Consider the following 25,796-nt stretch of genomic DNA (forward strand, 5'->3'; position numbering starts at 1 on the left):
TTTAGATAGTTGCTTCGGTGCGAGCAACTTTAACTTCAATCCGCCCAAGGCCGATCTTGTTAAGCATGATTTTGCGCTTGAGAGCTTGAATGTTCTCGCCGTTTGGAATGGCTTTGGGACATTCCGAGCAGTTGAAAATGGTGTGACAGCGCCAAACCCCAGTTTCCGAGCCAACGATCTCTAAGCGCGCCTTAATCGCGGTATCGCGTGAATCTTCGACAAAGCGATAGGCGCGGGTCAAGGCCGATGGACCGTAGTATTCGCCGTTGCTCCAGTGAACTGGGCAGGCAGAGGTACAGCAGCCACATTGGTTGCAGGTTGCAGCCAAGGCGATGCGGTTGGCATCTTTGGGGCTTTGCAAGCGCTCTTTGCCATCTTCTGGCTTGGCAATGTCGGTCACCAAGTAGGGCAACATCACTGCATCTTTGGCAAAGAACGAATCGAAATCCACAACCAAATCGCGAATGACGGGGAAGCCAGGCAATGGTCCCAAGGCAACTTCGCTGGTGTTCAAGCCCATAACGCGGGTGGTCGAAGCCAAACGATTGCGCCCATTGACCATCATGCCACAGCTGCCATCGATGCCCGATTGCGAGCCACGCCGAAACGCCAACGTGCCATCTTGCTCTTCTTTGATAATGTTCAAAGCATCAAGAATCGTGGTATACGGCGTTACCTCGACGTGGTAGATCTGATATTTTGCGGTAAAATCGGTGGCAGCATCGAAGCGTGGCACACGAAAAGTTACTTTCATTGAAACTACTCCACTAGGTTTCTAGCGCTTAGAGCGCAGCCACGCTTGCTTTTGCCACAGCGTCGGCCACATCAAGCAGCCGATCAAGCTCTAGGGCTTCGAGCAATTCAGTATTAAAGCGGCGATTTTTATCGTGCAAGCCAATTTGGCCAAACTGGTCGCGCAGGCTATGCACAAAGCCAACCTGTTGCTCATTGCTGGCGCTTTGGCTGCTAAAGGCGTGGCGCAGGTTTTTGCGCACCAAGCCAAGTTTATGTGCGCCTTTTTGACCAAACAAGCCTTCGATTTCATCGCTGGCGTTGCTGGTGGCGTAGCTTGGCACATTGCCATAGACGGCTGCGCCAAGGTTGGCGGCAATTGCTGCGCCTGCCAATTTGGCAAACACCACAGCGGCGGCCAATTCGTTGCCAGGCAAAGCTTGCTCGCCATGGACGCCGTTATTGGCACAGGCGCCAACAGCATACAAGCCTTCGAAGCCTGCAACGCTGCCGTTGAGGTCGGTTGGCAAGCCGCCGAGCGTCGCTTGTTGGGTTGGCTTGACTGGAATCAAATCGTGCTTGGGGTTTACGCCAGCGAAATCTTCGGCGTAATCCAACACATGTGGGTAGCGCTCGCGAATTTGGCTGGTTGGCAGATGCCGAACATCAAGCCATACATGGCCATCAACGCCATTGCCAGCGGCAATTTCTGCATTGATTGCAGCGGTCACAAGCTCCAAGCTCGCTAGCTCGTTGGTAAAGCGCTTTTCGGCAGCGTTAAGCAGATGAGCGCCATCAGCCAACACTCGTTCGTTGATAATCAAGCCAGTGTTGGCCACGCCTAACGGATGGAAACTGACCAGATCCATGCCCGTTAAGTTGATGCCAGCGCGCAAAGCGGCGGCATGGCCATCGCCAGTTGAGGCATACGAATCTGCTGAATTAGCGTAGAGTTGGCCATAGCTGCCCGTTGCCAACACCGTTACTTTGGCATTGATAACGTTAATTTCGCTGCTACGAATATCGAGCACGCTCACGCCGCGCACGTTTTTGCCATCGACCACCAAGCCCAGCATAAACTGCTCGGGATAGACTTGGATGCCAAAGCGCACAATTTCGCCATACAACGTGGTGACAATCGCATGGCCAGTTTGATCGCCAGCGTTGGCCAAGCGAGGTTGGCTATGGCCATAGGCTGGTTGTTGGGCAATGCGGCCAGTCTTCAAGCGGCTAAATGGCAAGCCCATGTGCTCCAATTCGTACACAGCAGCGGGAGCTAGCTCGCACAGCGCTTTGACAGCGGCGGCATTATTGCTCTTGCCATAAGCCAGCGTATCGCTGATATGGGCTTCGACGCTATCGGCGCTGCTATTGCCTAATGCGGCAGCAATGCCAGTGCGTTCGACTACCGAAGCGGCGCGCACCGGATATTGTTTGGTGACAATCGCTACATTGGCTTGCGGCGCAGTGCGTTTAATTTCAAGGGCGCAGCGCATCCCAGCGATTCCACTGCCAACCACAATTACATCATGCTGAATCACAGACGACACTCCTTATGCCAAAGCCCACAACGTCCAGAACCCCAAAATTGCTCCGGCGATACCCAAGACAATCAACACAAAGTTGACCGTATGGCGCACAGCGCTATTGGTTGTCCAGTCGTAGATGACATTGCGAAAGCCGTTTAAGCCGTGAAACAGCGCACACAGTAACAACAACCCTTCGTTGAGCACATACCACAGTGGAAATGCGCGGAAGGTTTCACGAGCGCCTTCATAGGTCAGCACTGGTGTATCTAGCTTGGTGAAATAGGTAAAATACAGGTGGATTGGCAAAAACAGCAACAAGCCATACGAAGAAAGGCGTTGCAAAATCCACAACAGCGTGCCCGCACCAGGTTCTACTTTAACCTTTTGCGCGCGGCTTGTAACGCTGATAACGTCTCGGTGCACCATTGAAGCGATTCCTTTCCAGCCGTTATGCCGCGATATTGGCAATAATCTTAATAAAGAGCAGCACAAACAGCGCTACTGTCAAGACCAACGAAAGCCAGAATGAGGCGCGTTGGAAGCGCGCGCCAATGCCAGCCTCAAGGGTCAAAACCCGCAAGCCAGTCAGGGCATGCAACACCACCATCGCCACAACCACGGCATGGGTAATATGCCAAAAGGTTGTGTTATACGCTGCCATCGCCGTGTTGAAGGCCGCCGCAGCGGTGCCAGCAGGTTCGTCGCTGGTGCGAATAACCGTGCTCAATTCCCAAATGTACGTCAGCATATACACCGTGAGCAACAAGCCCGAAAAACGGAGTAAAATGCGCGCTAGATACGAGGCACTCGTTTGATAACGGTCCAAAATCGTGCGAGTGGACACGTAACCTCCTTATTGATGCTGAATTCCAAATTACTGGCTGAGAGCCTGTAAGCGTTCCACAAAAAGATCAAGCTCTGCTTCTACGGTATAGAAAAATGGCGATACCCGCACATGGCCAGGCCGATGATCAACGATAATCCCCTGCTCAGCCAAGGCGGCCACTAGCTTGGCATGCTCGGCACTTTGGATCATTACGATCCCTGCATGCTGCTGTGGGTCGCCAGCAATAGTTAATTGATAGCCTGCATCGCGTAGCTTGGCCACCAAATAGGCCACTAGCTCGCTGGTGCGTTGCTGAATTGCCGCAACGCCATGCTCAAGGATAATTTGCATGCCTGCATGGCCAGCGTACACCGCCGCCAAGGCTGGCGTGCCAACCTCAAAGCGCCGCGCATCGGGGGCAAACTCAAAGTTGTTTGGGTCGAAGGCAAATTGGTTGGCATGACCAAACCAGCCAGCAACCGTCGGCTTAAGCTGCGGAATCAAACTGGGCCGCACATAGCATTCCACAATGCCCGTGCCACCAAGCAGCCACTTCAAGCCCCCAGTCAGGTAGAAATCCAGATCGCTGGCAACAACATCAACTGGCACTTGGCCCGCCGCCTGATAGCCATCGATCAGACATAACGCGCCTTTGGCATGGGCCAGTTTGGCAATTTCGGCAATTGGCTGAATCGTGCCACTCGCAAAAAAGACATGCGAGGTTGCTACCAAGGCTGTGCGCTCGTCGATTGCGGCCTCGTAGGCTTCAAGCGGCACATGCACGCCATCGGGCGAGGGCAACAGCACCACCTCGACCTCAGGATGCGCCAACCATTGATAGGGAATTGTTGGGAAATCAAGAACGGTTGAAATAACCTTGGGCCGCTGGCGATAATCCAAGGCACTGGCGATTACCGAAAGAGCCACACCAACACTAGGCGCCAAAGCCACCGAGCCAGCAGGCGCGTTGAATAAGCGTTCGGTGCTGGCGCGTAATCCAGCGCACTCGCCAAGCCAAATCTTATACCAAGCCGAAGCCCCGTACTCTTCCCATAAATCCAAATGCTGATTAACTGCCGAACGTACACGGGTGCTCAATGCGCCAAGCGAACAGGTATTGAGATAGGTTTTGCGGCTTAAAATCGGGAACTCAGCCCGACTTGCCAACCAATCACGCGGTGCAGTGCTCATGGTTGTAAACACAAATATCACCTGCCGATCAGAAATTTCTGATCAGAGGCTCGCGAATCAGCAACTCCAGAAACTTGTTTGGATTATAGCGCAGTTTATGGGGAGTGTCGAACGCAAATCAATGCCTTGTAATCAGCAATTTTAGCTAATCGGTAGGCTCAACATAAAAAGTGAGATTGGCTAAAAAACAAAATTCTACTATGATAGAGACTTAGAACATTGGTGTTTACACGCGAGGCATTGGCTGATGATAACAACCCATTTTGATCTCATGGAGCATGTTGATCAACGGCGCTTAGTGGTTAATCAACTGATCAAGCCCGAGCAGCGTGCAAGCTATAGCCAATTTCTAACTCCTGCTCCAATTGCCGAGTATATGGCGAGTCTCTTTAGACCATCAGATCAGCCAAACGTGCGCTTACTTGAAGCTGGAGCTGGAATTGGTTCATTAATCGCTGCCTTTGTTCAGCGATTTAGCCAGCAAGCCTCAATTCAAGCTTTTACAATCGATGCCTATGAGATTGATAACTTACTGATGCCACAATTGGCAACAACCTTGGAGACTTGCCAGCAGGTTGCAGCCAAGGCCGCGATCCAATGTCAAACCACGATCTTCAATACCGATTTTATTCAGGCAGCGACTCAAAAAATCCAATTAGCTGCATGGCAACCAAATCCTGAATATACCCATGCCATTCTCAATCCACCCTATAAGAAAATTCAAAATAGTTCACTCACGCGAAAAATGTTACGGAGCGTAGCGATTGAGACTGTTAATTTGTATAGTGCGTTTTTAGCATTAACGATTAACCTATTGGCTCCATTGGGTGAATTAGTTGCAATCATCCCGCGCAGTTTTTGTAATGGAGTGTATTTCAAGCCATTTCGTTCAATGTTGCTTAAGGAGATGGCAATTCAGCAAATTCATAGTTTCGATAGTCGAACAGAGCCATTTAAAGATGATGCTGTGTTGCAAGAATTGGTTGTACTGCATGCGATTAAGCAGGAAAAACAAGCGAGCGTGATTATCTCACAAACCCCATTGACTCAATTTAAGGTCGTTAAACAACGCGAAATTCCTTTTGGTCAACTTGTGCAACCCCACGATCCTCAGCAATTTATTCATCTGCCAACCGAGATTCATAACGATCAGACTATGGTGATGATGCAACAATTACCATGTAGTTTGGCTGATTTGGGATTAAAAGCATCAACTGGCCCTGTTGTTGATTTTCGACTGGCTGACTATTTACATGCTCAGGCTGATCCCGATACATTGCCACTTTTGTATCCCATTCATTGTCGTTCACTCTTTGTTGAATGGCCAATTGCAGCGAGTAATAAACCGAATGCGATTAAACAGGATGCTGCGATAATGAAGTGGTTGTATCCCAATAATGGCAGCTATGTGCTGATTCGGCGTTTTTCGAGCAAAGAAGAAATGCGACGTGTCAAAGCTACAATCTATCATCCTGAAATTCAAGCTACCAATTATGTAGCGATTGAAAATCATTTGAATGTGATTCATGCTGCCAAAAATGGCCTAAATCGCCACTTGGCGCAAGGCTTAGCGCTATATCTTAATTCTACGTTCTATGATACTTGTTTTCGCCAATTTAGCGGCCATACCCAAGTTAATGTGCGCGATTTATATGCTTTACGTTATCCAAGCCAATCGCAACTCATTAATTTGGGCCAGAAGCTTGATACACATCCTAATCCCGATCAATTATTAATTGATCAATGGATAAAAGAGGTTGTTCTTATATGAATAGTGAGCAATTAAGGCAACAGAAATGCCAAGAAGCGCAACAAATTCTAAATGCATTGGATTTTCTAACAGCATAACAAAATGAGCGTTCAGCATTAACGCTTTTAGCATTACTTGATCTTAAGCCAATCCAACCATGGCAGGAAGCCAGCGCACCATTAATTGGAATTACGCCGATAATGGATTGGTGTCGGCTTCATTATGCTAAAATCTACGCACCCAATACCCGTGAAACCTTTCGTCGCCAAACGATGCATCAATTTATTGAAGCAGGCCTTGTGATTGCCAACCCAGATCAACCAAATCGAGCGATTAATAGCCCAAAATGGTGTTACCAAATTACCCCAGAAGCCTTAACCTTATGCCAAGCATTTAATCGTGAGCAATGGCTGTATCAACTAGCGCACTTTCAAAAAAATCAACCAGGTTTACGCACAACCTATGCCCAATTGCGTGAAGTTCAAAAAATACCAGTCACGCTCGATCAAGACTTAACGATTAATCTGAGCATTGGTGAGCATAGTCAACTGATTAAATCGATTATTGAAGATTTTGGCTCACGCTACGTCCCAAATGGAAAGTTATTGTATGTTGGTGATACAGGCCAAAAGTGGGGCTATGTTGATTCTGCTGAATTTGAACGCTTAGGCATCGAGCTTAATCTGCATGGCAAAATGCCTGATGTTATTTTGTATGCGCCTACTCACGGCTGGCTTTTTTTGATTGAGGCAGTTACGAGCCATGGCCCAGTTGATGGGAAACGCTATCAGGAATTAAATCAGCTTTTTCAGCGTGCCAACCTTGGCTTAATTTTTGTTACAGCGTTTGCAACTCGCCGCGAGATGGCACGCTTTGCAGCTGATATTTCATGGGAATCTGAAGTCTGGATCGCCGAAGCTCCAGATCATTTGATTCATTTTAATGGTTCACGCTTTCTTGGCCCCTATTAGGCTTTGCCAGCGCGAATTTTGAGGTTGAGTAGGCGCGCTGCTTCATGTTGGACAAACCATGGATCTTGGGCTAAAGCATTGAGCGCTTGCTCAAAATAAGGCTTGGCCGCTTCGTGCTCACCCAAGGCTGCTAAATTCTCGCCAATTTCTTCGAACACGAAGCCGTCACTCTGCTCTGCTGCTTGTAATTCTGCGGCGAGCGCCTGTTGCAAGTCGAGCGCTTGCTGATATTCGCCCAACGAGCGTAAGCAGCGGGCCACTGACCAACGGGCAATTTGAATTTGGCGCGGGCGTTCACGGCTGATCCACGCTTGCTCTGCTTCGTTGAATAACGCTAAAGCTTCAGCAAACTCGCCCCGTTCGTGGAAGTCCCACGCTGCATTATTGAGCATGGCGGGAATTAGGGCTTGAGCTTTGGGGTCATCTGAGCTGCGGGCCAAGGCTAAGCCGCGTTGGTTCCAATCCAAGGCTTGTTCGCTGCCAGGATTGCTAATTGCCAGCATATGCGCCGCATCAACAGCCAAGCCAACCAAGCCTGCATGCGAGGCAAGCTCCCAAGCTTGGTTAAAGAAATAGCTTGCCATTTCGTGTTCGCCAGCAGCATTATGGGTGCGGCCTCGTTCGAGATAGTAGCGCACCTTAGGCCGCTCACTCGCCCCATTTAATTGAGCCTCAAGCTGATCAAGCCGTTCGTGGGCTTCGGCAAAACGCCCACGCAACGAAAAGGTTCGGGCAATTTGGCTCAGCAGTTCAAGCTGAGCATCGCCAGTTGTTTCGGCCAAGGCTTGAATAAAGCGACTCTCGCTCGCAGCAGGATCAGTATATTCCCACAGCGCATCTATATCCATGATTCCGATGCTCCAATCCGATCAAATAGCACAGCCTTGCTATTTTAAAGAATCGCATGAATCACTGTCAAGGGTCGCTTAGCTGATTAACGACCAACCTTCAAAGTTTGGCCAAATGGCGCGTATCATTTAAACTGGCAAGCGTGCGATTATTAAATGGTGCACTTTGGGTTAGCCACGAAATGCTGCCCGAATTAAGCTGAAATGCCACTAACCCAAGCGCCTCAATTGGCATCCCAACCCAGGCCGCAATCACAAAGCTAGCAGCAAAACCGTGGGTCACAATCACCAGCTGTTGCATTGTTGAGTTGATAATCGTATCCATGGCAGCATAAACCCTCGTTGCTAGTTCGCGCCGATTCTCGCTGCTTGGGTAGACCCGATGATCAAGCCGACCTGCGCCTTGTGGCGGGTAAACGATCTGCTGATCAAACCACGCTTGATCGCGGCCTTCAGCAGCGCCATAACTCATCTCGCGCAAGCGCTGATCGAGCATAACTTGGCTGTGCAAACTGTTCGCAATCAAGGCCGCTGTTTCGGCTGTGCGTTGCAAATCGGAGCTATAAATTGGGCTGGCTGAGGGCAATTGTTCAGCCAACACCGCTGCAATTGCCTTAGCTTGCTGCTGGCCGCGCTCGGTCAAGCCTGTGTTATACCAGCCGCCAACCTTTTGCTCAACATGGTGCTGCGCTTCAGGGTGGGTTACGAGGGCGATTCTACGCATTCGTTGGGCCTAAAATCTGCTTAACCCGCCCAACTTCGCCGCTCACCAAGCGCACTTTGATGCCATGTGGGTGATTTGGCGATTTGGTCAAAATATCTTTGACAATGCCAGTTGTGGTTTTGCCAGTGGCCTGATCGTGCTTGAGCACAATCGCCACTTGAAGGCCTGGTTTGATTGCGCTACGTTGTTGACCGTTCATGGTTGCTCCTAAAAATCGTATCGGTTCATTATACAGGCTGCTTGAGCACAACGACCTGATCGCCAAGCTGAATTGGGCCAAACTTGCGCGGCACCAGCTGAATGCCAAAGGGTACGCCACCAGCGGTTTTGCGATAGCGGGCCAAGCTGCGCAATGGCTCTTGCTTAGCATGTTTCTCGCCAGTTGTCGGATCGACGGTGATCAGCACGCAGCGTGGGCATGCTTGAGCAACTTCAAACAAACATTCGCCAATTTGCAGCCACTGCCACTGCTCTTCTTGGTAGGCTTGCGCACCATCAATCACAATATTTGGGCGAAACTGGGTCATGCTTGCTGGTTGTTCAAGCCGCTGATTGAGGTCATCTAACGAAGCTTGCGAGGCCAACAAAATCGGATAATCGTCGGCGTAGCTCACGCGGTCGTCGCTGCGCCCAGTGTAGCCCGAAGCCATGTCGGTTGGCAACGCACGCTCACAGCCTTCGCCCATATAAATCACCAAGCAATCGAGGCCAAGATACTCACTGAAGGCCTGATTAATCGCCTTGTTATAGACCATGGCTGGGTGCTGCTCCTCGGCCCATAAATTGACCCGCTCAATCGGGCTGAACAGCTTGGGCAAGGCGAGCGGCTCAGCCATGTTTGGCAAATGGACAAGCAATCCATCAGGAGTAACTTGGCTGCGAATTGCCAACAATTTGCCATGCTCGCGCGCCGTGATAATGCGTCGATTTTCGCTGGCAACGACTGCCCAACGTCGATCGTAGGCAAAGCCACGCAGCTCCAACCGCGCTTGATCGAGCTTAATCCCTGCTGTCGATTTAATCGGGTAAATCGTCAGATCAATCACCTGTGCCATTGCATACTCCTCTAATGCCAACGATTAAACGCATTATACGAGCAAGGACAAGACGAGGGGGCAGGTGTGAAGGGTCAGGGAATCAGCGAGTGAAACCGCGAAGAGCACGAAGTTTGGAAACCGCGAAGACCGCGAAGAGCACGAAGGACGTTTTTTTAGCCACAGATTGGCACAGATTCTTGTGATTATGTTCTTACTAGCCCGACCCCCAACCCCCGATCCCCAACTTCTATGCTCTTTGTTCTTTTTGCCTTCTGATTTCTGATTTCTGAATTTTGACTTACAACAAATTGCTTGACATTCAAAACAGCTAGGTCGATACTTAACCAACTATGCGCTTAGGCCTTGCCGCTGCTCCCACAGGCTAGGCCAAGCCGAACAAGTGCTAATTGCCTCAGGCTGTTTTCGTTCTCGCACCAATCAAGCTTTGCAGTTGCGTTCGTTCACGTTTGAATATTGCTTATTTTGCGTGCTTTCCAAGGGCGTAGAGCACGCCTGTTAATCAAGGAAATCTGGTATGCAGCAAGCTCACGCCCCCGACCAAGCAATAATTCGCCAACATCTTGTTCAAACCTATGCAATTGAGGCCAGTACGATTGCGCAAATCGAGCGGGGCAATGATCCGCGGGCGGCGCTTTATTTGGTGCAAACGAGCGAACAGCAGTATTTTCTGAAGCTTAAATATGGTTCAATCTATCAAGCTGGGGTCTTGTTGCCGCGCTATCTCAAGGATCGCGGGGTGGCGGCGGTGGTTGCGCCGGTTGATACGCGCACCCAGCAATTATGGGGGCGTTGCCAACAGTTTCATAGCGTGCTCTACCCCTATATCGAAGGTTCAACGGGCATGGATCATGGTATGTCGGCCCAACAATGGCAGAGTTTTGGCCAGCAATTACGCCGTATTCACACGATGCAAGTGCGCCCGCCATTGCGCCACATGCTGCGCTGGGAGCAGTTTCGCCCGCCATGGCTGCCGACCGTCCAAACTATTCACCAGAGCATTAACACCTGGCCAATTGGCGATAGCTATAGCGCCGAATTAATCGATTTTTGGCGGGTCAAGACGCGCGAAATTAGCTATGTGATCGAACGGATTAGCGAGCTTGGCCACTATCTGCGAGCCAATGCCCGTGAGTTTGGGCTGAGCCATGGCGATATTCATACTGCCAATATTGTGCTCGATCAGATTCAGCAAATTAATATTGTCGATTGGGATTACCCGCTGTTTGCGCCAAAAGAGCGCGATTTGCGCTTTGTAGTTGGCTCGGTGATTGGCGTGCCAGTGCAGCGTCACGAAGAACAATGGTTTTTTGAGGGCTACGGCCAACCAACAATTGACTACAAAGCCTTGGCCTATTATCGGTATGAGCGCGTAATTCAAGACCTTGGCGATTATGCCCAACGTGTGTTGTTGCGCCGCGACGCTCCCCAAACGATCAAACAAGCTGCCTTACAATCGCTGCGCTCACGCTTTTTGGCTGGCAACATTATTGAATCGGCCTATCAAGCAGATCGCGCAAGTTAGAGAGGTGTATAATGCCTGCAATTGCCCCGATTTTAGCTCAAGGCCATGGCACAATTCAATTTGTGGTCGATGCAGTCGAGCCATATCAAAGCCAATTGGCTGGGCAATTTGCCAGCAGTGATTGGCCAGATGTGGTTGATTTGATCCACGAAGGCCACGAAGCACCGAAACCGCGAAGGACGCGAAGATCGCGAAGGTTGCTCATTCCCTCGTCCGTGCATTGCATCCTTCATCCCTCTGTTCTCTGTTGGATGCTCTTTTGATTTTGCCTTCTGCCTTCTGCTTTGGCATTGCATCCTTCATCCTTCGGTTACTCTGCGCCACTGCGTTAAATTTTTGACTTTTGATTTTTGCCTTCTGACTTTCCATTTGCGGTTGGCAGAGCTGAACGTGTTATACTTTTGGTTGGTGAGAATACAACTCATGCCAGCCTCATACCACCTCCGTATTCCCCAATTCACCACCATATTGTGTAGGAGGAATCAACCGATGACCGCAGAAATCGTTCAAGCTCAGTATGAGCAGCTTGAGCAAATCGCCAATCGTTTTAATCGTCAAGCAGATCAAAGCGAAGCGATCGCCCAAAGCATTCGTCAAATGCACGATGCGCTAGTTGGTGGCCAATGGCAGGGCGATGCAGCCAGAGCGTTTGCCAACGAAATGCAAGCCGATGTTTTCCCAGCGTTCAGCCGTTTGATCGCCGCGCTACGGGCCAGCCAAGCGCTGACCATGGAAATTAAAACCGTTATGCGCCAAGCTGAAGAAGAAGCAGCGCGCTTGTTCCAAGGCTCGCCGACTGAAGGCGTTTCAGCCTTCCGTGGTGGCGGCGTGTCCATGTTCGCCAATGCCGCCCAATTTTCTGCTGAAGAAACGCCAACCCCAACCGCACCCGCCGACCCCAATAACTACGACCGTTTCGACAAAGCCATCGAATATATGCACCAAGAAATGGTCAACAACGCCCAAAGCGATGTAGTCAAACAGATGAAATCGCTGCTTGATTCGGCCATGAATCCAAAATGGTACGATATGCTCAGCGGCAGTAATTCTGGCGATAAAATTATTGCGGCCTTAGCTATGTGGACAGCCAAAGTTCATGCTGGCAGCGATTGGGATCACAAGCCGATTTTGGGCGATATGCTTGGCCTCAAAAACGACAAGGACTATTACTTCCCAATTCGTGGCGACCAAACCAACGAATACTATTACGATATTTGGTCGAATATTCACTATGGCTATGTTGGCACAGCTGCTGGCTTTGACGCTAAAACCCTGCAAGATGGAGCCAACCTTGGCGATGCGCTGACCGGAACCAACGATCCAGGCGATGTGCTGACCGTGCAAATGGGCATCGATCTCTGGAACAAATACGGCACCTCGATGACCCAAGAGCAGCTGCATGCTGAAATTTTGGCCAATCGTGATAACTTAGTTCAGCTCGATAAAACGACCTCAGGCAAGAATCATCGCTAGTTGGCTGGGAGTTGGCACATGGCAGGGTTTAGTGATCTGTTGATGATCAGCGGTTTATTGGTCTTTTTTGTATTCAGTAGCTTGGGTTTGGGCTATCTTATTGGTCAGTTGACCAGCCCAAATGCAACAGCCAAACGTTTGCCAATGCTCCTTGCCAGTGGGCTTAGCTTTGCGAGCCTTGCTGGGTGCTATTGGTGCTTCAGCAACTTATCACGGTTTGATCCGATTGAGCGTTGTCGGCCTGATGGCACTGGTTTTTGTGCCAGCAATGGTCAGGCAATTGCGCAATTTGAGCAGGCCTTGGCCCAAAGCCAACGCTGGCAATTTGGCCTTTGGATCATGCTTCCGCTGGTGGCGATTGGTGGCTTGTGGTGGTGGTTCAAACGCCGACCAGCACATTTGGCCAGCTAATACCGTATAATTGAGCGTCGGATTGTTGCCCATGGGTTGAGCTTCAGCCCATGGGCTTTTAAATGGAATTATCGCCATGGAACAACGCTCATTCTCAGGCCAGTGGCAACGCTGGTGGCCCTACCTTTGTATCACCGTGGTCGCCCTGCTACTGATGTGGCGGGTTGTGCTGGGCAACACGTTTTTGCCGCTCGATATTGTAGCCCACCTGCATCCATGGCGTTTTTCATATGAGCGGGTGGCGGTCAATAATCCGATTAATAGCGATCTGATTACCCAAATTTATCCGCGCCGCCTGGTAACTAACCAACTGCTTGCACAAGGCGCGTTGCCCCTCTGGAACCCAACGATTTTAACTGGCACACCGTTGCTTGCTGATGGCCAATTGGCCTTTTTCTACCCCCTAAGTTGGCTGTTTGTGCTGCTGCCCTTGCGCTATGCCTTTGGCATCTACACGCTGATCAATGTTTGGTTGGCGGGCGTTGGTAGCTACAAATTTGCCCGCCGCATGCAGCTTGAAGCAATGCCAGCTAGCTTGGCGGCGGTTGGCTATATGCTGAGTGGCTTTTTGCTCAATTGGTTGCATTTTCCTGAATTTAGCGCTGCTTGTGCCATGCTGCCGTGGTGTTTTTGGGCGGTGCTACGAGCCTCGCAAAGCCAACGTTGGCGTGATTGGCTACAAGCAAGTTTGGTGTTGGCCTTGCCATTGGTCAGCCAAATTCAGCTGGCATTTTATTGCTATCTTGGGATTGGCTGTTTGCTGCTGTATCAGCTGATTGCGTTGCCATCGTGGCGTTTGCGCTTCAAGCAAATTGCGCAATTTAGTAGTGCAATTGGGCTGGCATTGGGATTAAGCGCAGTGCAATTGTTGCCGCAAATTGCGCTTTCGGCCCAAGGCCAACGGCTTGATATTGGCTCAGGGCTTGGCTCGGCCAGCTCGATTATGCTTTGGCTCTTGCGCTTGGGCTTGCCACTTGTCGATGGAGCTGCGCGCGAAAATCCAAGCGCTTGGCAACCGCATTTGTTGCAAGGTGTGCAACCATATGCTGGTTTATTAACCTTGGGCCTTGCTTTGCTAGCGATGTGGCGCAGCCAACAACGGGGCGTTAAATTATTTGCACTGTTGGCGCTTAGCTCGTTTGCGATTGCGGTTGGCACGCCATTGCTGCAATTGTTGCTATGGCTAATTCCGCCCTATCGCCAATTTGCCGACCATCAGCGTTGGTTTGGTTTGTGGGGTTTTGCCGTGGCGATGTTGGCTGGCTATGGCCTGCAAAGTTTGCAGCAGCCGCTGGCGAAACCGACGCGCGCGCTTTGGCTTCAACGGGGCGTTTTAGGGCTTGGTTTGCTTGGTCTGACTGGTTGGGTATTACACCACATTGCGTTGTTCACTGCCAACTCACGTTATGCCCAATACAGTACGCTGCTGCGTTTGGCGCTCAACCCAATCAGCCTTGCTATTTTTGGGCTAAGCGCTTTGGCCTTGGTTGGCTTATTGATTAAACGAATTCCCCGCCGCTGGGCGAATGCTGTGGTTTTAATCGTTGTAGTTGGCGATTTGCTCTGGTATGGCAGTAGCTATAATACCAGCGTTGATCCAAAGCTGTTTCATGCGACGGCTGATATGCAAGCCAGTTTGCTGGCTGATCCAGCCCTGCAAGATGCAGCGATTCTGTATCCAGCAACCCGCCAAATTAACTTTCTATTGCGCCAGCCCGGCGTTTTTCGCGTCTTCGGGGCTGACTATCAGGCCATGCCAACCAATGTATTTAGCGCCTTTGGCCTCGAGGATATTCGCGGCTATCAATCGCTGTATTTGGCCCAATACAATCGGCTAACTCGATTGATGGATGGCAAGGATTATCATAAACTCGGCGAGGGTGGCAATAGCTTACACGCTTATTTCACCATGGCCTACAACCAGCGCCGCTTGTTAAATATGCTAAATGTGGAATACCTGATCTTTACCCCCAATAGCCCTAACCCTGAGCTGTATCAACCGTTGGAGTTGGTGCAACGGAACGATGAAGGCACGATTTATCGTAATCCTGAGGTGCTGCCACGAGCATGGATGGTCTATCAAACCGAGGTTATTAGCACTGAATTGGCCCAGCTTGATCGGCTGGCAGCCAGCGATTTCGACCCTGCGACTCGAGCGATTGTGGCCGAGCCAGTGCCAGCGCTTGGGCCAGCTCCAACCCAAATGCTCACGCCTAGCCTGAGCTATGCGCCAAATCAGGCTATCGTTCAGGTCGATACGCCAGCAGCAGGTTTGCTGGTGTTGGCCGATGCCTACACGAGTGATTGGCAGGTGACGGTTGATGGCCAGCCAGCCAAACTCTATCGCACCAATTATGCCTTGCGCAGCGTATGGTTAGCGGCGGGCCAGCATACGGTCGAATTTCGCTATCAACCGCAGAGCTTGATCGTTGGCGGTTGGGTGAGTGGGCTTAGTTTGGGCCTTATTCTGCTGGGCTTGCTGTTGAATAGGATTCGATTTAAGCGAAAGGCTGCACAATGACAACGACTTTGTGGAACGAACGGGTGGTGCAGGATGTGTTGCAACGCCCAGAACGCTTGCTGAGCCACACGAACTGGCGGCAGACGATTCAGCAGCATGGTGGTCTGAGCGCGTTTTATCAGCAGTTACAACAGCTACCGCTCGAAGCCAATCAGCAGGCCGTGCTGACTGTGCTGACTACCTATCCTGGCGCACCCGTTGAGACCTATTGTTCGTTGCTCAACATCCATAAGGCCACTTATCATCGCCACCAAAAAGCCCTGATTCAGCACTTGACCAGCGTGCTCAATGGCGCGCAGCCGCTGGCCGCCGCCCCGACCCCTGCACCAAACTTGCACCAACTACGCCCGATCTTAGCTGATTTTGTGGGCCGCACCGCAGAACTCAAACAGGTCAGTTATGCGTTAGATGTAGCGCGTACTGCTGCGCGCGGCGCGGTGATTAGCGGGATTCAAGGCATGGGCGGGGTGGGCAAAACCGAGCTGGCGATTTATCTGGCGCATCAGTTGATTCCGCATTTTCCCGATGCGCAACTTGTACTGAATTTGTATGGCTCGCGCGAGCAACCGCTGACGGTAGAGCAAGCATTGGGTAGCGTGATCAGCCAGTTTCAGCCGAATGCCAAACTGCCGGAACAACGGGAGCAATTGCTGGCCAAATATCAGGAGCTGTTGACGGGCAAGCGGGTGCTGATCTTGGCCGATGATGCCCGCGATTTGGCCCATGTGCAGGATTTGACCCCGCCAACGGGGAATTGTTTGCTGGTGACGAGCCGTTTGCGGTTTGCGATGCCGCTGATGGCGCAATTGCAGGTGACGGAATTGGCGGCGGTGGATGCCATCGCTTTGCTGCGACAGATTTGTGCGCGGTTGGATGCGGAAAGCGCGCAGCAGCTGGCGGCGGCTTGTGGCTATTTGCCCTTGGCATTGCGGATCAGTGCGAGTATTCTGGCGGACAATCCGGCGCTAGCAATCGATGACTATCTGGCGCAATTGCAGGATCAGCAGCAGCAACTGGCGGCCTTGGATCATCCCGACGATCCGCAGACGAGTGTCGCAGCGTCGTTGGCCTTGAGCTATGCGCGGTTGCCGAGCGAATTACAAGCGTTGGCGCGGCAGGTGAGTGTGATGGTAGCCGATTTCGGCAGCGAATTGGGGTTGGCGACGGCAGGGTTGTCGATGGACATGGCGAACGAAAATTTGCTGTATAAGCTGGCGTCGCACAATTTGATTCAATTTGATCATCGTCAAGAACGTTGGCGGATGCACGACTTGGTGCGCAGCGTGTTGCGGCGCTATCTGACGGAAGGGGAAGCGACGCAAACGTATTTGAATTATGCCCAAGCCAGTGTTGAAACGCTCAAGACTATCTATCAAGATTTTCATGCTGGCGGAGCGGCGCAAACCCAAAGTATCGATAATTTTGATCGTGAATATGCCCATATTGTGGCGGTGTGGCAGTGGGTATTGCAGCAACCAATTTCACCAGCGACAGACCAAGTTTTAGTTGAATTAGGGTGGTTTAGTGCAGGGGTTAGTCGGATTCGTGTTGGCCGACGGTATAGCACTATAGCAGAACGCGAGACAACGTTCGATGCAGCATTACGGATTCAAGAGCTTTATAAAGCTGCACTATTTGCAGGGTCGATTGCTAATCAATATTGTACACAAGGCGATTTCTCAACAGCACTAATGTGGCACGAACGATCTTATGCAATAGATTTAGAGCTTAACGATCTCTATTTACAATCGTTATGTTTAGGTGACATGGCCACCTGTTATTGCGAAATGGGTGGTGATCAATATCTGGAAAAGGCACTGGAATTAGAGCGAGAGGCACTACGATTGTTTCGGTTAAGTGGGTATGATGGTGCAGGTGAAAGCCTCAGAGTAAATAATCTTGCAACAATCCTTACGTTGCTTGGATACCATGAAGAAGCTGCTGAGTATTTTATTGAAGCTGTTACTATCGCTCAAAAATCTGAGAACCAGGATGATGAGTGTCGTGCACTCTATAATCTCGGAGAAACTTATCTCAAATTGCGCCAACTTGACCAAGCTCAAATAGCGTTTGATCAGGCAATCGCAATTGTTGAGCGAATGAATTTCGATGAAGGACGTGCTTACATGCTACAAGGCCTAGCCAATGTAGCGATTTTGCAAAAAAACTATTACCAAGCAATCGAAACATTGAAGCAGTCGTATATGCTTATGCAGCATTATAATCGGACTATTGCCTTAAACATTCAATGGAAAATAGGCATCCTTTATTGGAAACTTGGTGATGTGGCTGAAGCAGAATCACGCATGCAGGCAGTTTTAGAGCAAGAACGACCCTTAGGCATCGAGCGGGTCCATGAGCATGAACAGCAACTGTATAATTTGCTCAATTACCAGCCGTTTGATGATACCCTGTTGGATGCAATTATCGATGAATAAGTTTAGTTTGCATGTGCAATATTCCATTATTGCCTAGCAATTCTAGTGCTGCGTTATTGGGAATGTGAAACCTAGGCGAAAGGCTGCACAATGACAACGACTTTGTGGAACGAACGGGTGGTGCAGGATGTGTTGCAACGCCCAGAACGCTTGCTGAGCCACACGAACTGGCGGCAGACGATTCAGCAGCATGGTGGTCTGAGCGCGTTTTATCAGCAGTTACAACAGCTACCGCTCGAAGCCAATCAGCAGGCCGTGCTGACTGTGCTGACTACCTATCCTGGCGCGCCCGTTGAAACCTATTGTTCGTTGCTCAACATCCATAAGGCCACTTATCATCGCCACCAAAAAGCCCTGATTCAGCACTTGACCAACGTGCTCAATGGCGCGCAGCTGCTGGCCGCCGCCCCGACCCCTGCACCAAACTTGCACCAACTACGCCCGATCTTGGCCGATTTTGTGGGCCGCACCGCAGAACTCAAACAGGTCAGTTATGCGTTAGATGTAGCGCGTACTGCTGCGCGTGGCGCGGTGATTAGCGGGATTCAAGGCATGGGCGGGGTGGGCAAAACCGAGCTGGCGATTTATCTGGCGCATCAGTTGATTCCGCATTTTCCCGATGCGCAACTTGTGCTGAATTTGTATGGCTCGCGCGAGCAACCGCTGACGGTAGAGCAAGCATTGGGCAGCGTGATCAGCCAGTTTCAGCCGAATGCCAAACTGCCGGAACAACGGGACCAATTGCTTGCTCAATATCAGGAGCTGTTGACGGGCAAGCGGGTGCTGATCTTGGCCGATGATGCCCGCGATTTGGCCCATGTGCAGGATTTGACCCCGCCAACGGGGAATTGTTTGCTGGTGACGAGCCGTTTGCGGTTTGTGATGCCGCTGATGGCGCAATTGCAGGTGACGGAATTGGCGGCGGCGGATGCCATCGCTTTGCTGCAACAGATTTGTGCGCGGTTGGATGCGGGAAACGCGCAGCAGCTGGCGGCGGCCTGTGGCTATTTGCCCTTGGCCTTGCGGATCAGCGCGAGTATTCTGGCGGACAATCCGGCGCTGGCAATCGATGACTATCTGGCGCAGTTGCAGGATCAGCAGCAGCAACTGGCGGCCTTGGACCATCCCGACGATCCGCAGACGAGTGTCGCAGCGTCGTTGGCCTTGAGCTATGCGCAGTTGCCGAGCGAATTACAAGCGTTGGCGCGGCAGGTGAGTGTGGTGGTAGCCGATTTCGGCAGCGAATTGGGGTTGGCGACGGCAGGGTTGTCGCTGGACATGGCGAACGAAAATTTGCTGTATAAGCTGGCGTCGCACAATTTGATTCAATTTGATCATCGTCAAGAACGTTGGCGGATGCACGACTTGGTGCGCAGCGTGTTGCGGCGCTATCTGACGGAAGGGGAAGTGGCGCAAACGCAATTGAATTATGCCCAAGCTAGCGCCAAAACCATTAAGTCCATTTCAGATACCTATAAGCTTGGTGGAGCGGCCCAAACCCAAAGTATTGATATGTTTGATCGTGAACATGCCCATCTTGTAGCCACATGGAACTGGGTAAAAGAACAACCAATTGCTCAAACGAGTGATCAAATTTTGGTTGAAATGGCATTATATAGTGGTAAAACTGATACTATTAGAGTTGGACGGCGATTTGTTAAATTTGATGATTACGAAATAGCATTTGAGGCAGCACTTCGCATTCAAGAATTCTATAAGGCAGGAATTTTTGGTTTGAAGCGGGCAAATGGTTATTTACATGACGGTAATTATGAATTAGCGCTTAGTTGGTATGAACGTGTTAAGCAAATTGCGATTGAAATCCAAAATCTTAATCTACAAACACTTGTTTTATCGGATATGTCTTCTTGTTATAATGCAATGGGCGGCAGAGTTAATTCGGAAAAAGCCCTTGAATTGAAGCTTGAAGCCCTGCATGTTTTTCGATTGAGTGGCATTAACGATTCAACAGAAAGCCTTTTAGTTAACAATCTTGCAGTAAAACTTAAAGCACTTGATCGAAATGAAGAAGCAGTTAGTTATTTTATCGAAGCAATAGCGTTGGCACAAAAATTTGAAGATCAAGCAGATGAATGTCGCGCTTTGTATAACCTTGGGCAAACTTATCTTAAATTGCATCAGCTTGATAAAGCGCAATTGGCCTTGGAGCAAGCAATTATTATTGTTGAGCGACTTAATTTTGATGAAGGTCGGGCGTATATGCTCCAAGGTCAGGCGAAATTACTTGTTGTAAAAGGTCAATATACCCAAGCAATCGAGAAACTTACTCAAGCGCACGCGATTATGCAGCACTATAATCGCGTAATAAATTTAGCAATTGAATGGAAAATAGGTATCCTTTATTGGAAACTTGGTGATGTGGCTGAAGCAGAATCACGCATGCAGTCAGTTTTAGAACAAGAACGACCCTTAGGCATCGAGCGGGTGCAGGAACATGAGCAGCAACTGCATAATTTGCAGAATCACCAGCCGTTTGATGATACCCTGTTGGATGCGATGCTGAAGGATTAAATTTTGATGTATGCATGAATGTACATAAATCATGGTAATTCTATTACACCGCTGTTGGGAATGTAGTTGAGATTTGGTACAATAGCGAGGCAAGTATTTTGGCACTGCTGCCGCCGCACTCCCATGCTTGGGCTTGGTTGGCAGCCTATGGCTTACACAAAGGAGTGATCAATGGCCACCGCATCGCCAACCCTTAGCCGCTTGGAATATCCACAAGAAGATCACGATACATGGGCAGCGCTTTGGCAGCGCCAATTGCCGCTCGCCCAAGAACATGCCTGCCAGCTTTTTCTCGATGGCATCGATATATTGAACCTCAACCGTACCCATTTGCCCGATCCATTGGCCGTGAGCGATCACTTGAATACGCTGACTGGCTGGGCTTTGGGCGATGCGCAAAATGCCTACCTTGGGCCAACCGAATGGTTCGAGCACATCGCTGATCGGCGTTTCCCGGTGACCAATTACATTCGCCGTCCGCATGAATTGGAATTTACGCCGCTCCCTGATTTGTTTCACGAATATTTTGGCCACTTGCCTGCCTTCACCAATAAAGAGTTTGCCGATATTGCCCAATTATTTGGGCCGTTGTATCTTTCGGCCAAGGACGAACGCCAGCAATTAGGCATTGCGCGAATTTGGTGGTTTAGCACCGAGTTTGGCTTGCTGCGCGAAAATGGCGAGTTGAAGGTTCTCGGCGCTGGGTTGCTCTCATCGCCAGGCGAATTGTTGCATTCGCTCAATCCAGAAACGCCACGCTATGAGTTCGATATTGAACGCGTTGCCGATACTGCCTCGGCTCCCTATGGCTATCACGAGCACTATTTTATTCTCAATAGCCTCGATCATTTGCGCTCAATTGTCTATGAATATGCAGAATTAGAGGGCTTGCCCAAGCCATCATTACCTTTATAAGCTGAGCAATAGGCAATTAAGCCTCTCTCCTATGCAACAGGAGAGGGGCTTTTTGGTTGTGTGGTTTCCATTAACTAAACAGTTGTTGTGCCAGCTGTTAGCCCTTAGCCAAAAGCCCAATTCGCTATTCTGGCCATGTCAAACGAATGCATTCAGCATTGCCAACCACTTGCTGATTGCCGTGGGCATGCCAGCGTTGCATCAAGGCTTGATCAATGGTGGTGATGGTTTGGGTTTGCAGCCAAAGCATGGTGCGAATAACTTGACCATGGGCAAAAACGCAGCTTATTCCATCCAAGGTTTGCAGCTGTTGCAACGCTGCTTGCACCCGTTCGATGAGCATGCGAAAGCTTTCTGCATCGGGTCCATGGCGATAATCAGGGTCGCAGCGCTGCCAATATTCCGTAACCATTGGCTGACGATCGGCTTGGTTGGTGTTGCTGCAAAGCGCTGGCGAAAGATAGGTGAATTCGTGAATTGGCCAGATTTCTGCTTGCAACTGTGGGTAGCGCTCAAGCAATGGCGTTGCGGTTTGCTGCGTGCGCAAATATTGCGAAACAATCACCCGATCTGGCTGCGGCAGCCGTTCAACTAAACTATTGGCTTGTTGCCAGCCAAGCTCAGTCAAGGGAATGCTGGCTGGGTCGGCGGTTCGTTGGCCAGCGTTGGCGGCACTCTCCCCATGGCGTATCAGCCAGCATTCATGGCTCATTTGGCACTCCAGCGGGCATAAATTGAGGTCGATAGCAACCGACCAGCCGATTGTTCGCGCAAGGTTTGTTCGCCTGCATCAAGCGTTCCATCCAAGCCAGTGAGGCTATCGCTCAGCGTATTGGCGAGCATCAAGGCCGAGGCGCGGGTATCGTAGGTCGTTACCAAGCAGAACAATGGTTTGGGCGCGAGAATTGCCCGACATTCTTGCAACAGCACCGAAAACGATTCGGCAAATTGCCAAACTTGGCCTTGGCTGCCGCGCCCAAATGCTGGCGGGTCCATAATAATGCCTTCGTAATGTGCGCCCCGTCGGGCCTCACGCCGCACAAACTTCAAAGCGTCGTCAATAATCCAGCGAATCGAATCGGGCGCTAATTCCGAGGCTGCTTGATTTTCTTTGGCCCAATCGACCGAAGCCTTTGAGGCATCCAAGTGGGTAACTTTGGCTCCTGCTTGGGCAGCGGCCAACGAAGCCACGCCAGTATAGGCAAACAGGTTGAGCACCCGTGGTTGTTGGTCGGCGCGTTTAATGTGTTCGGCCACCCAATCCCATTGTGCACCATGCTCGGGAAAAACGCCAACATGGCGAAATGGCGTAAGTTGGGCCTTGAAGCGCAAGCCTTGGTAGCTCATCATCCATGTTTCAGGATGCGGCTTGAGTTTGCGCCAATTTTCGCCTTTGCCTTGATATTCGTAAATTGCGTGCGCCGCTTCCCACGCGCTGGCAGCGAGTTTGGGTTGCCACAAGGCCTCGCTTTCAGGGCGAATCACCGTGACTGGGCCAAAGCGCTCAAGTTTGCGGCCATTGCCACTGTCGAGCAAAGCGTAATCGTGCCAATTATCGGATGTGAGCAGTGAAAGTGTTTTCATAATTTTAGGGGTCGGGGGTCAGGGGCGAGGGGCTGGTAACCCCTACTATCCGCTTGGCCCTGCCAAACCTGATAAGTAAACCTTTGTTTGTATTGTTTCTCGAAGGTTAAGTTTTTGATCCACGAAGAGCACGAAGAGCACGAAGGCTGGAAACCGCGAAGAACGCGAAGGGCACGAAGCTATTTTAGCCACGAATTGCACGAATTCCACGAATAATGTCCGAAAGCCCATAGCATAAAGCCCTGACCCCCAGCCCCCGATCCCATTTTGACTTTTGCCTTCTGACTTTTGACCTTCTCCTATGTTCTATGCTCTATGTTCTATGCTCTTCTTCTTCGACTGGCTCCCAGCCATTGCGCAAATAAACTGTGCGAATATCTTTGGAGAGCAGATAGCCCAAGGCTAGCACAATCAGCAGCAAGGGTGAAATAACCTCAACGCTGAGAATCGAATTGCCAAGTAATTGGGCATTGCTCAGCACATAAAACGTGCTCAAAATAAACATAATCACGGTGGCAAACCACGACCAGCGCCATAAACGCCACAAGCCAAAGGCCAAGGCAATCAGGTAAATCGTCACGACGCTGGCCACATCGCTGGGCATAACATCGCTGCCGCCTGTTGCCAAGGCCGAAATAACCACCAACGCGGCGGCGCCATACAACGCCACAACCATCAGCACAATGCCTTTGGGCCGCTTGGCACGCCGCAGTTTAATCGCTTCTTGATCCGATGTTGTCATACTATTGGCCTTCATCAACCTGTCCCAAAATAATCCGATCAATCACTGATTCAACGGGCGCAAGGTCATCGGTAAAGACGCGATTTTCGCCTACGCCATCCCAGCGGCGAATTGGCTTTTTGTTGCTATTGCTGGCCAGCGCTTGCTCCATCACATAGCGCAAGGTCGGGTCTTGCATGGTTGCCAAATTGGCTTCAAAGTTGGCAACCCCATCGCCAACATCAGCTGGAACGCCAATCAACATCGTATTGAAATTATTTGGCACGTCGATCATATAGACATGGGCAAAAACGCTGCTCATGGTGTTGGCCAACACATTGACCAAGCGATAATCGCCGCCAGCAGCAGTGTTGGGCTTGCCTGCATTAACCACCGCCACACCGTTAGGAGCCAAGTGATCGCGCACGGTTTCAAAAAACTCACGCGTGGTCAGGTGAAACGGAATATAGGGCTGTTTGTAGGCATCCATGCCGATAATATCATATTTGTTGTCGTTGCCAGCGAAGAAAATTCGGCCATCGGCAACGTGCGTGTTGAAATTAGGAAACTGCGGCGTTTCGCCACGTTCTTTGTAATATTCAACATCGTGCATGGCGAAGTATTCACGGCCCAATTCAACAATGCGTGGATCAATTTCAATGCCATCGATCACCGACTCTGGGCCATAAATTGAGAGAAATTGCTTGGGTACCGAGCCAGCAGCCGAGCCAACCATCGCCATGCTGTTGACGCTTTCAACGCTACGGTTGGGGTAGAAATAAGGCGCAATGTTGTAGAAATCCCATGGCCCGTTGGTCAGCAAATCGCTGGGATTATTGGTTTGCTCAAATTTTGGGTAGTAGATTGAGTGGATGGCTTGGCCCTCGTTTAGCACCAAGCCGATCATTTTGTTGTCATCGCTGCCACGTTCGACAATCTGAATATAGTTGTAGGCCGAATCGTCTTCGGTAATCAGGTTACAGCCACGGCAATCGGCAACCTTAATTGGCTCGCTACGGGGCCAAAATGCCAAGGCGATGACCACAATCAGCGCTACCAAAGCCACTGGCAACAGCTTGCGCCGTTCCATCCAGAAGCCAGGCAACACCAGCAGCAACAAGCCCATGGCAAAAATATAAATCGTCATATTCGTGCCAACCGTGGGAATCAGAAACAGCACTGGCAAGAAGGTTCCGAGAATCGAGCCAAGCGTCGAGATGGCCGAGAGATTACCAGCGGCCTTGCCTGCATCTGCTGCATCGCGAATGGCCAAGCGCACTGCAAATGGGCTAACCATGCCCAACAAGGTGATTGGCACCGAGAACAAGGCCAAAACCCCAAGCAACGAGCCAACGAATGGCCCAGCCGAGCGGGTTGCAAAGGCGCTAATCGACCACTTCAGAATTGGCCGCGAGATCCATGGAATCACGGCGGCGGTGATTGCGCCCACCAAAATGATGCTACACAACAAACCCAACTCTGGCCTACGGTCGGCCCAACGCCCGCCAATCGTATAACCCAAGGTCAGGTACAGCAAGGTTAAGCCAATCACATTGGCCCAAATCAACTGCGATGTGCCGAAATAGGGCGCTAAAAGCCGCGATGCAGTCATTTCAATGCCGAGCGTACAGATCCCCGCACCAAAGACCAACAACATAAGGTAACGACGTGCCAATGCTTGAATCCTTTCAACAAAAAGCCGTGGAAGCCACCCATTGGGCGTTGCATCCACGGCACGACATGAGCTGAAAATCGGTAAGCAATTTAGCTAACCGATTGAAAAACCGTTTGCAAAACTTGCAGAAGCAGCAGCGCAATCAGTGGCGAGAGATCAAACATGCCAACTGATGGAATAACGCGCCGAATCGGTAGCAAGATTGGGTCGGTAATTTCGCGCAGAATCAAGGCAAACCGTGATTGACCTTGTGGATCAAACCACGACATGATGATTCGCACAAAGATTGCGATTTCGAGAATCGGGATTAACAGGAGAAAAAATTGGCTAATGAAATTGCCCATGAGCGCCCCCAACAGGTGGTTTGCCGCATTT

General features: G+C 50.5%; 22 protein-coding genes and 1 pseudogene. 9 read left to right on the plus strand and 14 right to left on the minus strand.

Going from position 1 to position 25,796, the window contains the following annotated elements; translation table 11 throughout:
• Position 1 precedes the first annotated feature (1 nt).
• The 5 genes from SE18_RS21410 to SE18_RS21430 are packed head-to-tail and all read right to left on the minus strand — an operon-like array spanning position 2 to position 4,290.
• Complete coding sequence (locus SE18_RS21410; RefSeq protein ID WP_054536515.1) at positions 2 to 754, minus strand: succinate dehydrogenase/fumarate reductase iron-sulfur subunit; 753 nt, start codon at positions 752 to 754, stop codon at positions 2 to 4.
• A gap of 28 nt (positions 755 to 782) precedes the next feature.
• On the minus strand, positions 783 to 2,273 hold the full coding sequence (locus SE18_RS21415; protein WP_054536516.1) for an FAD-binding protein: 1,491 nt from the start codon (positions 2,271 to 2,273) through the stop codon (positions 783 to 785).
• A gap of 12 nt (positions 2,274 to 2,285) precedes the next feature.
• Positions 2,286 to 2,687 (minus strand): succinate dehydrogenase, hydrophobic membrane anchor protein, encoded by a 402-nt coding sequence (locus SE18_RS21420; protein WP_054536517.1) that lies wholly within the window; start codon positions 2,685 to 2,687, stop codon positions 2,286 to 2,288.
• 22 nt (positions 2,688 to 2,709) lie between these two features.
• On the minus strand, positions 2,710 to 3,105 hold the full coding sequence (locus tag SE18_RS21425) for a hypothetical protein (protein ID WP_054536518.1): 396 nt from the start codon (positions 3,103 to 3,105) through the stop codon (positions 2,710 to 2,712).
• A 30-nt stretch (positions 3,106 to 3,135) separates the two neighbouring features.
• Positions 3,136 to 4,290, minus strand: coding sequence for an aminotransferase class V-fold PLP-dependent enzyme (locus SE18_RS21430; RefSeq protein WP_054536519.1), 1,155 nt, complete (start codon positions 4,288 to 4,290; stop codon positions 3,136 to 3,138).
• A 235-nt stretch (positions 4,291 to 4,525) separates the two neighbouring features.
• Here SE18_RS21430 and SE18_RS21435 point away from each other — a divergent pair, with 235 nt between their 5' ends.
• The gene (locus SE18_RS21435; protein ID WP_054536520.1) at positions 4,526 to 6,049 is read left to right on the plus strand and encodes an Eco57I restriction-modification methylase domain-containing protein; all 1,524 of its coding nucleotides are present in this window, start codon (positions 4,526 to 4,528) and stop codon (positions 6,047 to 6,049) included.
• Between the two features lie 89 nt (positions 6,050 to 6,138).
• Positions 6,139 to 6,999, plus strand: a pseudogene (locus SE18_RS28380) (BsuBI/PstI family type II restriction endonuclease); the annotation flags it as partial.
• Here SE18_RS28380 and SE18_RS21445 read toward each other — a convergent pair.
• The 4 genes from SE18_RS21445 to SE18_RS21460 all read right to left on the minus strand — a co-directional run bounded on the left by SE18_RS21445 (position 6,996) and on the right by SE18_RS21460 (position 9,626).
• Positions 6,996 to 7,847, minus strand: coding sequence for a hypothetical protein (locus SE18_RS21445; protein ID WP_054536521.1), 852 nt, complete (start codon positions 7,845 to 7,847; stop codon positions 6,996 to 6,998). The pseudogene SE18_RS28380 and the gene SE18_RS21445 sit on opposite strands and share 4 nt — an antisense overlap.
• A 100-nt stretch (positions 7,848 to 7,947) precedes the next feature.
• Positions 7,948 to 8,571 carry a histidine phosphatase family protein gene (locus SE18_RS21450; protein WP_054536522.1) on the minus strand — a complete coding sequence of 208 codons (624 nt, stop codon included), beginning with the start codon at positions 8,569 to 8,571 and terminating at the stop codon, positions 7,948 to 7,950.
• Positions 8,564 to 8,770 carry a YwbE family protein gene (locus SE18_RS21455; protein ID WP_054536523.1) on the minus strand — a complete coding sequence of 69 codons (207 nt, stop codon included), beginning with the start codon at positions 8,768 to 8,770 and terminating at the stop codon, positions 8,564 to 8,566. The genes SE18_RS21450 and SE18_RS21455 overlap by 8 nt, the downstream gene beginning before the upstream one ends.
• Before the next feature lie 28 nt (positions 8,771 to 8,798).
• The gene (locus SE18_RS21460; protein ID WP_054536524.1) at positions 8,799 to 9,626 is read right to left on the minus strand and encodes an MOSC domain-containing protein; all 828 of its coding nucleotides are present in this window, start codon (positions 9,624 to 9,626) and stop codon (positions 8,799 to 8,801) included.
• A 517-nt stretch (positions 9,627 to 10,143) separates the two neighbouring features.
• Here SE18_RS21460 and SE18_RS21465 point away from each other — a divergent pair.
• From SE18_RS21465 to SE18_RS21500, 7 genes are all read left to right on the plus strand, one after another.
• Positions 10,144 to 11,151 (plus strand): aminoglycoside phosphotransferase family protein, encoded by a 1,008-nt coding sequence (locus SE18_RS21465; RefSeq protein ID WP_054536525.1) that lies wholly within the window; start codon positions 10,144 to 10,146, stop codon positions 11,149 to 11,151.
• A gap of 489 nt (positions 11,152 to 11,640) precedes the next feature.
• The gene (locus SE18_RS21475) at positions 11,641 to 12,624 is read left to right on the plus strand and encodes a WXG100 family type VII secretion target (RefSeq protein WP_054536527.1); all 984 of its coding nucleotides are present in this window, start codon (positions 11,641 to 11,643) and stop codon (positions 12,622 to 12,624) included.
• A gap of 18 nt (positions 12,625 to 12,642) precedes the next feature.
• Positions 12,643 to 13,035 carry a hypothetical protein gene (locus SE18_RS21480; protein ID WP_054536528.1) on the plus strand — a complete coding sequence of 131 codons (393 nt, stop codon included), beginning with the start codon at positions 12,643 to 12,645 and terminating at the stop codon, positions 13,033 to 13,035.
• A 76-nt stretch (positions 13,036 to 13,111) separates the two neighbouring features.
• Entirely contained in the window at positions 13,112 to 15,556 is a 2,445-nt protein-coding gene (locus tag SE18_RS21485; RefSeq protein ID WP_054536529.1) for a YfhO family protein, read from the plus strand.
• A complete protein-coding gene (locus SE18_RS21490; RefSeq protein ID WP_054536530.1) occupies positions 15,553 to 17,994 on the plus strand; it encodes a tetratricopeptide repeat protein in 2,442 nt (813 codons plus the stop codon). The genes SE18_RS21485 and SE18_RS21490 overlap by 4 nt, the downstream gene beginning before the upstream one ends.
• 90 nt (positions 17,995 to 18,084) lie before the next feature.
• Positions 18,085 to 20,526, plus strand: a complete 2,442-nt coding sequence (locus SE18_RS21495; protein WP_054536531.1) for a tetratricopeptide repeat protein — start codon at positions 18,085 to 18,087, stop codon at positions 20,524 to 20,526.
• A gap of 171 nt (positions 20,527 to 20,697) precedes the next feature.
• Positions 20,698 to 21,441, plus strand: coding sequence for an amino acid hydroxylase (locus SE18_RS21500; protein WP_054536532.1), 744 nt, complete (start codon positions 20,698 to 20,700; stop codon positions 21,439 to 21,441).
• Between the two features lie 124 nt (positions 21,442 to 21,565).
• On the opposite strand, the gene SE18_RS21505 is transcribed toward SE18_RS21500, so the two are convergent.
• The 5 genes from SE18_RS21505 to SE18_RS21525 all read right to left on the minus strand — a co-directional run bounded on the left by SE18_RS21505 (position 21,566) and on the right by SE18_RS21525 (position 25,765).
• The gene (locus SE18_RS21505; RefSeq protein ID WP_054536533.1) at positions 21,566 to 22,153 is read right to left on the minus strand and encodes a histidine phosphatase family protein; all 588 of its coding nucleotides are present in this window, start codon (positions 22,151 to 22,153) and stop codon (positions 21,566 to 21,568) included.
• Positions 22,150 to 23,025 carry a class I SAM-dependent methyltransferase gene (locus SE18_RS21510; protein ID WP_054536534.1) on the minus strand — a complete coding sequence of 292 codons (876 nt, stop codon included), beginning with the start codon at positions 23,023 to 23,025 and terminating at the stop codon, positions 22,150 to 22,152. Before SE18_RS21510 ends, SE18_RS21505 begins: the two co-directional genes overlap by 4 nt.
• A 313-nt stretch (positions 23,026 to 23,338) precedes the next feature.
• Complete coding sequence (locus tag SE18_RS21515; RefSeq protein WP_054536535.1) at positions 23,339 to 23,767, minus strand: hypothetical protein; 429 nt, start codon at positions 23,765 to 23,767, stop codon at positions 23,339 to 23,341.
• Position 23,768: 1 nt separating this feature from the next.
• Positions 23,769 to 25,421, minus strand: a complete 1,653-nt coding sequence (locus SE18_RS21520) for a spermidine synthase (protein WP_201783523.1) — start codon at positions 25,419 to 25,421, stop codon at positions 23,769 to 23,771.
• Positions 25,422 to 25,510: 89 nt separating this feature from the next.
• Positions 25,511 to 25,765: a YggT family protein gene (locus SE18_RS21525; protein WP_054536537.1), complete on the minus strand. Its 255-nt coding sequence runs from the start codon at positions 25,763 to 25,765 to the stop codon at positions 25,511 to 25,513.
• Positions 25,766 to 25,796 lie beyond the last annotated feature (31 nt).

Source organism: Herpetosiphon geysericola (assembly GCF_001306135.1).
GTDB lineage: Bacteria > Chloroflexota > Chloroflexia > Chloroflexales > Herpetosiphonaceae > Herpetosiphon > Herpetosiphon geysericola.